General features: G+C 40.4%; 11 protein-coding genes. 3 read left to right on the forward strand and 8 right to left on the reverse strand.

Annotated features, from left to right (window positions below):
* Positions 1 to 21 precede the first annotated feature (21 nt).
* The 5 genes from clpX to RHS_RS05235 all read right to left on the reverse strand — a co-directional run bounded on the left by clpX (position 22) and on the right by RHS_RS05235 (position 4931).
* Positions 22 to 1320, reverse strand: coding sequence for an ATP-dependent Clp protease ATP-binding subunit ClpX (gene clpX / locus RHS_RS05215; protein WP_027296639.1), 1299 nt, complete (start codon positions 1318 to 1320; stop codon positions 22 to 24).
* A 110-nt stretch (positions 1321 to 1430) separates the two neighbouring features.
* Positions 1431 to 2012 (reverse strand): ATP-dependent Clp endopeptidase proteolytic subunit ClpP, encoded by a 582-nt coding sequence (clpP, locus tag RHS_RS05220; protein WP_027296638.1) that lies wholly within the window; start codon positions 2010 to 2012, stop codon positions 1431 to 1433.
* A 52-nt stretch (positions 2013 to 2064) separates the two neighbouring features.
* Positions 2065 to 3351: a trigger factor gene (gene tig, locus RHS_RS05225; RefSeq protein WP_047832533.1), complete on the reverse strand. Its 1287-nt coding sequence runs from the start codon at positions 3349 to 3351 to the stop codon at positions 2065 to 2067.
* Between the two features lie 130 nt (positions 3352 to 3481).
* Positions 3482 to 4357, reverse strand: a complete 876-nt coding sequence (locus RHS_RS30195) for a DUF975 family protein (protein WP_395018420.1) — start codon at positions 4355 to 4357, stop codon at positions 3482 to 3484.
* Positions 4358 to 4382: 25 nt separating this feature from the next.
* Positions 4383 to 4931 (reverse strand): DJ-1 family glyoxalase III, encoded by a 549-nt coding sequence (locus RHS_RS05235; RefSeq protein WP_047832534.1) that lies wholly within the window; start codon positions 4929 to 4931, stop codon positions 4383 to 4385.
* A 127-nt stretch (positions 4932 to 5058) separates the two neighbouring features.
* On the opposite strand from RHS_RS05235, the gene RHS_RS05240 reads away from it, so the two are divergent.
* The 3 genes from RHS_RS05240 to RHS_RS05250 all read left to right on the forward strand — a co-directional run bounded on the left by RHS_RS05240 (position 5059) and on the right by RHS_RS05250 (position 6612).
* Positions 5059 to 5508 (forward strand): CYTH domain-containing protein, encoded by a 450-nt coding sequence (locus tag RHS_RS05240; protein WP_027296635.1) that lies wholly within the window; start codon positions 5059 to 5061, stop codon positions 5506 to 5508.
* 380 nt (positions 5509 to 5888) lie between these two features.
* Positions 5889 to 6236, forward strand: a complete 348-nt coding sequence (locus tag RHS_RS30200) for a helix-turn-helix domain-containing protein (protein ID WP_052378037.1) — start codon at positions 5889 to 5891, stop codon at positions 6234 to 6236.
* Positions 6237 to 6369: 133 nt separating this feature from the next.
* Entirely contained in the window at positions 6370 to 6612 is a 243-nt protein-coding gene (locus tag RHS_RS05250) for a helix-turn-helix domain-containing protein (RefSeq protein ID WP_330373816.1), read from the forward strand.
* Between the two features lie 79 nt (positions 6613 to 6691).
* Here RHS_RS05250 and RHS_RS05255 read toward each other — a convergent pair whose 3' ends face one another.
* From RHS_RS05255 to RHS_RS05265, 3 genes are all read right to left on the reverse strand, one after another.
* A complete protein-coding gene (locus RHS_RS05255; RefSeq protein ID WP_047832535.1) occupies positions 6692 to 7564 on the reverse strand; it encodes a homocysteine S-methyltransferase family protein in 873 nt (290 codons plus the stop codon).
* Positions 7561 to 9414 (reverse strand): asparagine synthase (glutamine-hydrolyzing), encoded by a 1854-nt coding sequence (gene asnB, locus RHS_RS05260; protein WP_047832536.1) that lies wholly within the window; start codon positions 9412 to 9414, stop codon positions 7561 to 7563. Before asnB ends, RHS_RS05255 begins: the two co-directional genes overlap by 4 nt.
* A 387-nt stretch (positions 9415 to 9801) precedes the next feature.
* Positions 9802 to 11595 carry an LPXTG cell wall anchor domain-containing protein gene (locus RHS_RS05265; RefSeq protein WP_395021399.1) on the reverse strand — a complete coding sequence of 598 codons (1794 nt, stop codon included), beginning with the start codon at positions 11593 to 11595 and terminating at the stop codon, positions 9802 to 9804.
* Positions 11596 to 12184: the final 589 nt, after the last annotated feature.

Below are 12184 nucleotides of genomic sequence, written 5' to 3' on the forward strand. Positions count from 1 at the left end.
CAAGGCATTGTCAGTCAGGCTCTACGCAGTCTCTGAACTTATCTTTAGTTTTCTGCGGGTACCTTTTGATGGAAGTGCTCTTTCATCCCGGTGCATAATCTCGGGATCTCCCGTACCTTCAATGGTTTCCTTGTTTACAACACATTTCTCAATGGTTTCATCCGAAGGAACAGTGTACATCAGATCCATCATGGATTTTTCCAGTATTGCACGCAAGCCTCTGGCTCCGGTTTTTCTGGCAAGAGATTTCTCGGCAATCGCCTCGACTGCTCCTTCATCAAAGTCCAGATCTACCCCGTCCAGTTCAAACAGCTTCTTGTACTGCTTGATAATGGAATTTTTCGGTTCTCTTAAGATACGGATTAAGGTTTCTTTATCTAATGCTTCCAGAGAAACTGTTACCGGCACACGTCCGATAATTTCCGGTATCATACCAAATTTAACGAAATCCTGGGGAAGTACATGACGCAGGATTTCTCCGATGTCTTTTTCCCTTTTATCTGCTATCTGAGCATTGAATCCCATTGACTTTGTATCCATACGGGTCTCAATGATTTTGTCCAGTCCTTCAAAAGCTCCACCGCAGATAAACAGAATGTTGGTTGTATCGATCTGGATTAATTCCTGATGAGGGTGCTTTCTGCCGCCCTGAGGCGGAACACTTGCAACAGTTCCTTCCAGAATCTTCAGCAATGCCTGCTGTACACCTTCTCCTGATACATCTCTGGTAATGGATGCATTTTCTGATTTTCTTGTAATTTTATCTATCTCATCAATATAAATGATTCCGTACTGTGCACGGTTAATATCGTAATCTGCTGCCTGAATTATTTTAAGCAGAATATTTTCTACGTCTTCTCCAACGTATCCTGCTTCTGTTAATGCGGTCGCATCTGCAATGGCAAACGGTACGTTTAATAATTTTGCCAAAGTCTGCGCTAATAGTGTCTTACCGGAACCGGTCGGTCCAAGCATCAGGATATTACTCTTCTGAAGCTCTACACCAAGATCTTTTCCTGCCATAATTCTCTTATAGTGATTATAAACTGCTACGGACAACGCTTTTTTCGCTTCGTCCTGTCCTATTACATATTCATCTAAAAATGATTTAATTTCTTCGGGTTTCATGAGATTAATCTCGTCCCCGTTGTCCATTCCGAAATCGTCTTCTAATTCCTCTTCAATAATTTCAGAACAGATTTCAATACACTCATCACAGATATATACCCCGCTGGGGCCTGCAATCAGTTTTCGAACCTGATCTTCTGATTTGTTGCAAAACGAACACCGAACTTTTGGTTCTGCATATTTCCCTGCCATCTTTCCACCTCATAATGATTTCTTTGGCTGCAAAGAACAGCCCTTTTATTACTTCCAAATCTATATAAGACTCCCACTCACAGAGCAGGAGCCTTATCTTCATGCATAGTTTAACGATTCGCAATCACATCATCGATGATGCCATATGCTTTTGCTTCTTCTGCACTCATATAGTGATCTCTCTCTGTATCCACTTCGATAACTTCAAGGGGCTGACCCGTATTTGCAGCAAGATGCTCGTTTAATTTTCTTCTGGTACCTAAGATCTGATCTGCAACAATCTTAATATCGGTTGCTTGTCCCTGTGCACCGCCGGAAGGCTGGTGAATCATGATCTGTGAATTGGGAAGTGCAAATCTCTTACCTTTTGCACCGCCTGCCAGCAGAAATGCTCCCATGCTGGCTGCCATACCCATACAAATAGTAGAAACATCGCATTTGATATAGTGCATGGTATCGTAAATTGCCCATCCTGATGATACGGAACCACCCGGACTGTTAATGTAAAGGTGGATATCCTTTCCAGGATCTTCTGATTCTAAAAATAATAACTGTGCTACAATTAAATTGGCACTGACATCATTCACTTCCTCACCGAGAAAGATAATTCTGTCCTTTAATAATCTTGAATAGATATCATAGGATCTCTCACCCCTGCTTGTCTGTTCAATGACATAAGGTACTAAGCTCATGATGACTCCTCCTGTCTATCTTCTATAATTTATGTGTTCACCAAAAGTCTGATTAGATTTCTTTTGCAGCTTCGGTAACCATGGTTACAGCTTCCTGAATAGCTAAATCATTTTTGATCTGTTCTTTTTCATAATCGCCCATGATTTCTTTCAGTTTTTCCACTTCCATTTTGTACATTTCAGCCATTTTTGCTAATTCTTCTTCTACCTTCTCATCGCTGATCTGGATATTTTCTGCTTTCGCAACTGCTTCTAATACAAGGCTGTTCTGGATGCGTTTTTCAGCTTCCGGTCTCATCTGTTCGAATAACTTTTCAGCTGTCATTCCTGTAAACTGGAAGTACTGCTCTACGGATAATCCCTGAGACTGGATTCTTCTTGCAAAATCATCAGCCATCTGACGAACCTGTCCGTCTACCATTGGATCCGGGATTTCCATTTCTGCATTTTCAACAATTTTAGCAACTACTGCGTTTTCTTTTGCTGTTTTTGCTTCTTTTTCTTTTTTCTCAGCCAGATTCTTCTTGATGTCTTCTTTGTATTCTGCTAATGTATCAAATTCAGAAACATCTTTCGCAAAATCATCATCTGCTTCCGGAAGTTCTTTTACTTTGATTTCATTTACTGTACATTTGAAAACAGCTGCTTTACCAGCTAATTCTGCTGCCTGGTACTCTTCCGGGAAAGTAACGTTAACTTCCATTTCTTCTCCGATCTTTGCACCAACTAACTGCTCTTCAAATCCAGGGATAAAGCTTCCGGAACCGATTGTAAGGTCATAGTCTTCTCCCTTACCGCCTTCGAACGCTTCTCCGTCAACAAATCCTTCAAAATTTAATTTGACCATATCGCCGTTTTGAACAGCTCTGTCATCAACATCGATTGTACGGGAGTTGTTTTCTCTCTCTTTATCAATCTCTGCCATAATTTCTTCATCTGTTACTTCAACTGCCTGCTTTTCCACTTCCACACCTTTATATTCGCCAAGTGTTACAACCGGTTTTAAAGCAACTTCTGCTGTAAAGATAAAGGATTTTCCTTTTTCAATCTGTACAACATCAATCTTAGGCTGTGAAACGATATCTAAATCGCAGCTTTCCACTTCTTTTGCATATGCGTCTGGAATTAATGCGTTTGCTGCATCTTCATAGAAAACGCCCGGGCCGTACATTTTTTCTATCATAACCCTTGGAGCTTTTCCTTTACGGAAACCTGGCATGTTAATTTTACCTTTATTTTTCTGATAAGCAGCCTGAATTGCTTTTTCCAGCTCTTCTGCAGAAGCTTCAATAGTCAGCTTCGCCATGTTCTTTTCTAACTTCTCTACCTGTAAACTCATGTTATCTAATTTCCTCCTTAATCAATCGTATGGAGAACGCTATATTTTCCCATACTTACAGTCATTTTAATAGTATAGCACAAGCCTTTCTAAATTGCTATACTTTTTTTATTTGATATTCGTGAACTTTTTATAAACATTCTTCAGCAAATCCGGGCAGTTCATAGGTGTTGCTGAACCCGTTTTCGATCACATATGTTCTTAATACGCCATACAGTTCCGCCTCAGTGGCAGCCATATAGGGATTCACATACAGCACATTTGCAATGCCGCAGGATATGCCGCCCAGAATCATCCATGGGATAAATGATAATTTTAGTATAAATACTTCCCAAAGCTGTCCGCTCATCATCTCCGCACTGAGTTCAAAAGCCCTTTTCCGTTCAATATCCGGATTCTCTGCAAGAATATAAGGAACCATCATATACTGCAGGCTTTTAATAATTCCCGGTACGATAAGTAAAAGAGTCCACAGGAAAATTTTCACTTCCCGCAAAAACATAGTCAGCACAACATTGATCACATATTTGCTTTTAAATGCGTATAACAGTTCGCCCACTCCGGTCCGTCTTTCCCTGCTGCACATAAAAAACCTTTTTGCGCCTACCAGGATCGGCATTCCGATGAGGAGATGCATTACAATGCTGAATAACAGCATCATCAGTCCCATATAGACATAGATTGGGAATAAGCCTCTTGTCAGCAGTCCGCTGATTCTGGTACCGGCATCCTTTAATAATCCCGTGGCGCCATCGGTTATTTTCCCGGTTATCCCGGACTGTCCGTCAACACTTCCATCTTCATCTGCCATATCATTATCCCCGGTATCTTCTCCCGAGAACCATTCCATAGTGCTGTTGTTACCGGATGACCTGCCGCCGGATCCATTTCCGCCAAACTCCCCGCTTAGCAGACCTGTAATCAGGCACACCAGTATTGCAGACCAAATGCAGCCCCGCAGCACATTCTTCGCTCTGTCTTTTAATTCATATCTGGTCCATAACATAGACTTTCCTCACTATCTTCCTTTTCTATTTATATATAATTGACTCTGCTATCCTTCGTGCTTCCGCTTCTCCCAGAAATCTTTCAATTATCGCCAGGGAAAAATCAATTGCTGTTCCCATCCCCCGGCTGGTGATGATATTTCCATCCACTGACACCGGATCATCCGATACTTGTGCACCAAGCAGTTTCTCTTCAAAGCCAGGATAACAAACCGCTCTTTTTCCTTCTAAAATACCATTTAAACCCAGTACACTGGGTGCGGCACAAATCGCAGCAATCTTTTTATTATCTGCATGGGCCGACTTTAGTAAACTGACCAATCCTGTATGATTGCCCAGATTTAAAGTTCCGGGCATTCCTCCAGGCAGAATAAGCATCCCTGCATCTGAAAAATCAACCTCCTCAAATACAGCGTCTGCCAACACCTGGATTCCATGGGAACCGGTCACAGTCAGACCACCCGTTACGGATACCATAGTAATATCTAAATTTGCACGACGCAGCATATCCACTACAGTCAGTCCTTCTATTTCTTCAAACCCATCTGCTAAAAAAATATATATCCTGCTCATTTATAAGCCTCCTTTGACTATTTTCTCTATTCTACCAAAAAAATTTTCAATATACCAGTAGTTTAGAAAAACAATTTACTTTCTTATCTAAATATATTATGATTAATCTCATAAAGGAGGTAACGATATGGAGATTGAACGAAAATATTTAATTAAAGATCTGCCGGCAAATCTGAATTCCTACCCTTATCATATTATTGAACAGGGGTATTTATGTACAGAGCCTGTGGTACGCATCCGAAGACAGGATGATGATTATATTCTCACTTACAAAGGAAAGGGCATGATGGTGCGGGAAGAATATAACCTTCCTCTTACAAAGGATGCCTACGAACACCTAAAACCGAAAGCAGATGGGAACATCATTTCCAAAAAGAGATACGTGATCCCCCTTGAACAGGATTTAAAAATAGAACTGGATATCTTTGATATTCCATTTGCCCCCTTAATACTGGCTGAGGTAGAATTCCCCGACGAAAAAACTGCGGATAATTTTATCCCGCCTGATTGGTTTCAGGAAGATGTAACATTCGATGGCCGTTATCACAACAGTTATCTGAGTCAGATACAATTCTGAATATCCGGGAGGGTCTGCCACAGGCTTCTCCCGGATATTCTTATTCTACAGATGCAGTTCTCTCCATGCATTCTGCTGATTCTGTTAATGTCATACCTCTTTCTTTTTTCTATTATAAACTCCCACACACTCCTGTAGTTTCATTTTCATACCCATTGCATAGGGCAGCTTGTCTGTAATACTGCCATAAATAAGAAATGTGAACATATTTTTTGTTTACACTTTTTATCATATTCCAAAAATTTTATAGACATAATTTTTCCTTTCAGACTAGTATTTTGCGATAAATTCAGTATGTGGCATCCCAGTTTCATTTCGTGTCCTAAAAGGAAATATTTACCATTACTTGCTATAATATTTAAAATATTTGGAGGTATCTTATGTTGAGATCAACTTTAGGACAGCGTCTTCGCCGTTTACGTGAAGACCGCGGATATACACAGGAGCATGTCAGTACGATATTGAATGTAGAACGTCAGACATATACAAATTATGAAAATGGTTACCGGACTCCGCCGCTGGATTCATTAGTACAGTTGGCTGATTTATTTGGTATCAGCATGGATTATCTGATCCGCGGACAGCAATATGACCTGATTTCCACTATTTTGACAAAAGAAGAGCAGGAATTATTATACAGCTACAATCACTTAAGCCCTATACTGCAAAAAGAAGTTCAGGAATTTATACAGTTTAAAATTAGTCTTCAAAAGCCCAGGCATCACTAATCTTTGCAATTCTTTACATTGTATTCTGAAATCTTTATTCCCTCTTTGCAAAATCAAATATTGCATATGTTGGTTTATGCCTTGTTTCGTTTTTTCCTCACAAAGAATAAACTATATGCAAGGAGGAATTCATATGGATAAAATGAACAAAAAACGCCAAAGTCAATATAAGCAGCTTGGTCTTACCGTTGCTTATTACCGCAAAATGCGCGGCCTTACCCAGTTGCAGCTGGCTGAACACACCAACTTGAGCCGGACACATATCAGCAATCTGGAAGCTCCGAATATGCCCACATCAATATCATTGGACAAGTTATTTGATATCTCCGATGTTCTGGGTATTCCGGTAAAAGCTTTATTTGAATTCAGAGAGTAGTAAGATACATACTAAGAAAGGGCTGCTTTACCTATGTGTAAAACAGCCCTTTTTTAGTATGTGATTATAATCCCTTATATTAACGTATATTCCCGGCCAGTAACTCAATATATTCCGGGGTAGTACCGCAGCATCCCCCGACAATTCCGGCACCCGCTTTTACAAGCACCATCATATGCTTTGCAAAATCTTCAGCATTCATATTGTATATGGCTTCTCCTGTTTCCGTGATAGTGGGCATTCCGGCATTTGGCTTAGCCATTATTGGAACCGATGCAACTCTTTTCATGGAAGCAACTACCGATTCCAGCTGATCCGGTCCCACAGAACAATTAAGCCCCACTGCAGAAGCTCCCATTTCCTGAAGGGATTCTACCGCATCCCATGCAGTTCCTCCGGCAAACACACTTCCATCAGCTTCCAGAGTCATGGAACACATCACCGGCAAATCGCAGACTTCTGCTGCCGCATCTAACACTGCCAGCGTCTCATCAATGCTGATCATTGTCTCAGCAACCAGTAAATCTACGCCTGCCTCTACCAGATAAATGATCTGTTCCTTATACATTTCCAATAGCGACTCATAAGTCACTTCGTCAGAAGCTCCAATAATCTTACCGGATGTAGTCAGATCGCCCGCGACATAAGCTCTCCCCTGTACCGCTTCTTTTGAAAGCCGCACAAGATCGTGGTTCATCTGTCTGATGTTCTCATCTAATCCATAATATTTCAAATTCATGCGGTTCGCTGCAAAGGTGGGAGCATAAACAATATTACTCCCGGCATCCGCATATGCCCGCTGTAAATCAATAAGAACCTGGGGATGTTCCAGTATCCACTGTTCTGTACAGACACCGCGCCCCAGACCTGCTTTAATCAGATTAGATCCCGTTGCCCCATCCAGAATAATGGTTTCCCGCCCTGCCCACTCTGCAAATTCCTGTTTTGTCATGCGAAGTTATGCTCCTTTTCTACAAAAAATACCTGGTACCAGATCAAGAATGTATAGATTACCCAGATCTTCCTGCTGTTATCCCGAATGCCTGCCTTGTGGTCATCCAGCAGCTGCATGATCTGTTTCTGATTAAAGAACTTTCCAGCACTTTCACCGGTAAACATAGCCTTGGTTCTTCCATAACCGCTGTCCTGTTTCAGCCATACACGGATGGGAACCGGGAAGCCCAGTTTTTTCTTCTCACTTGTCTGTTTCGGTAAATATTTTTCAGCTACCTTACGGAATGCATACTTAGTTGTATGGTCTTTTAATTTTTCTTCTGTATTAATTTTTCTGGCCACATCAAATACTTCTTTATCCAGGAATGGTACACGCAGTTCCAGGGAATGTGCCATACTCATCTTATCAGCTTTCAGCAGAATATCCCCTGGAAGCCAGTTGGTAAGATCGATGTACTGCATCTTGGTAGTATCATCATACTTCGCCATTTTTTTATAATTTTTATCCAGGAACTCCTGCGGTGTCATAACTTTAGTAGGATGTTTCAGGATGGACTTTCTTTCTTTTGCAGTAAAGATATTGGCATTTCCGATAAAACGTTCCTGTACAGATTTGCTTCCACGGATCAGGTAACTTCTCCCCTTCATGTGTTCCGGCAGTTTCATCGCTACCGAAGCAAAAGCCCTGCGGACTGGCTTTGGAATCCATTGTACATATTTTAATGCCAGAGGTTCCCGGTAAATTGTGTATCCTCCAAAAAATTCGTCAGCTCCTTCACCTGAAGTAACAACTTTTACATGTTTTGCTGCTTCCTGCGCTACAAAGTAAAGTGCTATTGCTGCTGCATCTCCAAGCGGTTCATCCATATGATACATGATCTTTGGAATCGCATCCCAATACTCCTGTTCAGATATAATTTTACTGTGATTTTCCAGATGCAGATGCTTCGAAAGTTTTTTCGCAAACTGTGTCTCATTATAAGGACTGTTTTCATCAAAAAATCCAACCGTAAAGGTTTTGTTTCCGGAATATTTGGCTGCAATGAAACTGGAGTCTACACCGCTTGATAAGAACGCACCTACTTCCACGTCTGCCAGCATATGTTTTTCAACGGACTCACTCATCACATTATCTATTTTCTGGATTAATTCTTCTTCTGTCTCATTTGTTTTCTGTGGTGCCAGCGTCGGATCAAAATACTGGGTGATCTCCAGCCTGCCGTCCTGAAGCGTCAGGTAATGACCAGGTAATAATTTATATATTCCTTTAAAGAAAGTCTCCGCCATAGCAGAATACTGGAATGAAAGGTATTGTTCCAGGGCTTCTTCATTTACTTCTCTCTTAAATCCGGGGAATTCTAATATACTTTTAATCTCTGACCCGAAAACCAGGCTACCGTCTATCATTGCATAATAAACCGGCTTAATTCCAAAGAAATCTCTTGCCATGAATAACTTCTTATTTGGAGCATCCCAGATAGCAAATCCAAACATACCACGAAGTTCATTTACTAATTTTTCACCGTATTCTTCATATCCATGTAAAAGTACTTCTGAGTCTGAACGATTGGCAAAAACATGTCCCCTTTTCTGAAAACGCTCTCTCAGTTCCAGACAGTTGTAAATCTCACCGTTAAATACTAAGGCTAAATCACCTGTTTCATTGAACATAGGCTGTGATCCACTCTCCAAATCAATGATGCTCAGTCTGCGAAAACCCAGAGCAGCTTCGTCGGTACAGAACTTTCCTTCTGAATCAGGTCCTCTATGTTTAATAACATCCATCATATTTCCCAAAATTGTTTCTTTATCCGTTACATTGCCTACAAATCCGCAAATTCCACACATGGCTATCCATCCTCTTCTGAAATTATGTATTTATCCATAGTGTACCCAGACTATATCATCATCACTCATTCAATTTCTGGAATGATTATTCACAAATATAGCAACACTGTTTATAGTATACACTATCCAATAAGTTCATTTCTACTGTTATTTTATAAAAAATTACTTAAGATTGCCCCCATTTATTGTGATGTTTTCTCTTCTCCCGTCATATTCTTTCGTCAGTATTACGGATCCGGCTTTCTATCAAGTCTGCCTTACTGCTTAATCCATTTCCGCTGTCTGTCACGCGAATCCAAAAAAGCTTCTATGCTCGGCAATAAAACGATTAAAGCCAATACACATTTGTAAAATTAACGTGTATTGGCTTCTTACAGATTCACTCTATTATGCGTTTCTTTTTTTTCTATATGTATACCGTACAGTTAACATAGATGCAAGCCCCATGATTAACCAAAGTGCCGTGTTCGTTTCATCACCGGTTTTTGGTGCGGTTTTGGTTGCGGTTGTTGTTGTTGTTTTTGTTCCAGATTCGGATGTTTTTGTGTTTGATTTGTTCGCAGCCTGTGTTCTCTGTGTTTCTGGCTCGCTCTCATCATCATCTTCGCCATCATCCACACCGCCGTCACTTCCATCATCCTCTTCCTCTTCATTTTCAAGCTCGTCTTCTTCCTTTACGGTATACGAGCTTTGCCTGACATTGGTAGGTAAATCTTCAGAGCCATTTTTCATCTCATTGACTTCAAGTTTTATTTCGTAAACATCTCCCATTTTAGCCATTGACTTTAGATCAAAATATAAATAAAGCATATCTCCTTCCAGCTTAACTCCCTCCGCCGAAGAAATAGTCATCTCTATTGTTCCCTCTGTTGCAGCACCATTATTCGCATCATTGATCTGGCATGTCATATCATTGTTATCATAAGCCTCTAAATCCTCTGTATCGGCACTTTCAAGAGTCATTATGTTTTTATCATAGGTAAATGTTAATTTCCCATTCGTTATTTCTTTCTTCGACGAAATCGCACATGTTGCTGTAAGCATATCTTCTCCTGCGAGCATGTCGTCAATGGTAAACGTAAGGGTTATCTCATTATTTTTATTATTGCCTGTATCTGTGTCATTGTTATTTGAGCTAGCTGCCCTGACAGACGGCAGATTGCCACCATCAACCAACGTGATCGGATTTTCTGAAGCAGAAATTTTCTCAAGGCTACTATCTTTTCTGGTTTCCTTATTCAATATCTTGGGTTTTTCAGACTCGCTTTCCACCCCTTCACTCCGGTTCACTCTAATCTCATCGATATGATGATTGTAATCATTTCTGGTTTCTTCTATATTAAGAGCTTTCATTATGTCTTCCAGATCCGTTTCTTTAACTTCCTTTTCTAAAACCTTTACGATTACATTGGGGTATTCGGTCAAAAACAATTCATCTTCTGGAGAGCAGCCATTAAAGATAACTACTACTTCTGTAAATATATCTGATACTTTTTTAATATATTTTTTCTGTTTTTTTGTAAGATTTACAGTTTTTACCGGATTGCTTGTCTCCATCATTTCTGTCTCCGGGATTTTTACCGGCAATTCATTCTCTTTTAACATTCTGGTATTGGCCGTTTCTTCGTATGTCTCATCTGCCTCAGACATTTGCGTTTTGGCTGCTGTTTCATCATATGTTTCATCCGGCTCAGACATTTGAGCCTCGGTTATTACTTCGGATGCCTCTCCTGGCTCAGACATTTCGGCCTCGCTCTTTACTTCGTATGTCTCACCTGGCTCAGAATTTTGGATTTCGGTTGATTTTTCATATACCTCATCTGACACTGGCAAATTAGTTTCTTGTGATTCTACAACCGTTTCCGTTTCCGTTACAAGTTCGGATATATCTGTTTGGGTAACTTCTTCTGTCGGTGCTTTCTGGGATTGAAACACTACAAAAGCAGTTTCCTGCTTGTCCCTTTTTCCCTCTTTCTTCAATGCTTTCCACTCTTCTTCGCTGACACTGGTCAGCAGCTCTTCTTCCTCCTGCCCCCTTATATAAAGAGAATGTTCCAGAGGATTTTCTTTCTCTGTATTAGCAGCCGAAATTTGATGATCAGCCGCAAAAACCGTCACTGAAAATAATACCACCATAATGAGTATTGCTATCCCTTGTACCAGCCATTTTTTACTTTTCATATTTTTATATCCTTTCAGGTGAGCTATTTTTGCCGTTTTAACTGTCAAGCATAGTTTTATATTGATTATACCATATAGAAGCCTCCGTCTGCAATTATACTTTATGACAAAAAACAAGAATTTCTTCTGCTCTATACGGCTGACTCTGTGCCAAATGAGGATATAAATAACAAGAAGAACGTAGGTCACAGAAAAAGCATAAACCAGAAACAATATCAGGAGATGCAGTAAGACTGAGGATCTATGCAAAACACTATGTGGTGGCCGCCGTAACAGTTATTCCAAAACAGACCATGATGCAACATTTATGAGACTAAAGCGTGACTACATGGGAAACGTCCAGCTTCACCGGCTTATAACGTGCAGGTGGCTGTATGCGATGAATATATAGCAGTCATGAATGCAAAACCATATGCATCAGATATGGAGTGTTTTGTGCCGCTTATAGAAAAATCCAAAAAAACATATGGCCATTATCCAAAGTATCCGGTTGCCGATGCCGGATACGGTTCCTATAATAATTACCTATACTGTGAAGAGCATGTAATGGAAAAGTAAAATCGGCTTTTTCTGATAAGATGGATAATAA

It is taken from the genome of Robinsoniella sp. RHS, from assembly GCF_001029355.1.
Classification (GTDB): Bacteria; Bacillota; Clostridia; order Lachnospirales; family Lachnospiraceae; genus Robinsoniella; species Robinsoniella peoriensis.

Bases quoted from the DNA above. Each gene is read 5' to 3' on its own strand.
- clpX (WP_027296639.1), bottom strand. From the start codon at position 1,320: ATGGCAGGGAAATATGCAGAACCAAAAGTTCGGTGTTCGTTTTGCAAC.
- clpP (WP_027296638.1), bottom strand. From the start codon at position 2,012: ATGAGCTTAGTACCTTATGTCATTGAACAGACAAGCAGGGGTGAGAGA.
- tig (WP_047832533.1), bottom strand. From the start codon at position 3,351: ATGAGTTTACAGGTAGAGAAGTTAGAAAAGAACATGGCGAAGCTGACT.
- RHS_RS30195 (WP_395018420.1), bottom strand. From the start codon at position 4,357: ATGTTATGGACCAGATATGAATTAAAAGACAGAGCGAAGAATGTGCTG.
- RHS_RS05235 (WP_047832534.1), bottom strand. From the start codon at position 4,931: ATGAGCAGGATATATATTTTTTTAGCAGATGGGTTTGAAGAAATAGAA.
- RHS_RS05240 (WP_027296635.1), top strand. From the start codon at position 5,059: ATGGAGATTGAACGAAAATATTTAATTAAAGATCTGCCGGCAAATCTG.
- RHS_RS30200 (WP_052378037.1), top strand. From the start codon at position 5,889: ATGTTGAGATCAACTTTAGGACAGCGTCTTCGCCGTTTACGTGAAGAC.
- RHS_RS05250 (WP_330373816.1), top strand. From the start codon at position 6,370: ATGGATAAAATGAACAAAAAACGCCAAAGTCAATATAAGCAGCTTGGT.
- RHS_RS05255 (WP_047832535.1), bottom strand. From the start codon at position 7,564: ATGACAAAACAGGAATTTGCAGAGTGGGCAGGGCGGGAAACCATTATT.
- asnB (WP_047832536.1), bottom strand. From the start codon at position 9,414: ATGTGTGGAATTTGCGGATTTGTAGGCAATGTAACGGATAAAGAAACA.
- RHS_RS05265 (WP_395021399.1), bottom strand. From the start codon at position 11,595: ATGAAAAGTAAAAAATGGCTGGTACAAGGGATAGCAATACTCATTATG.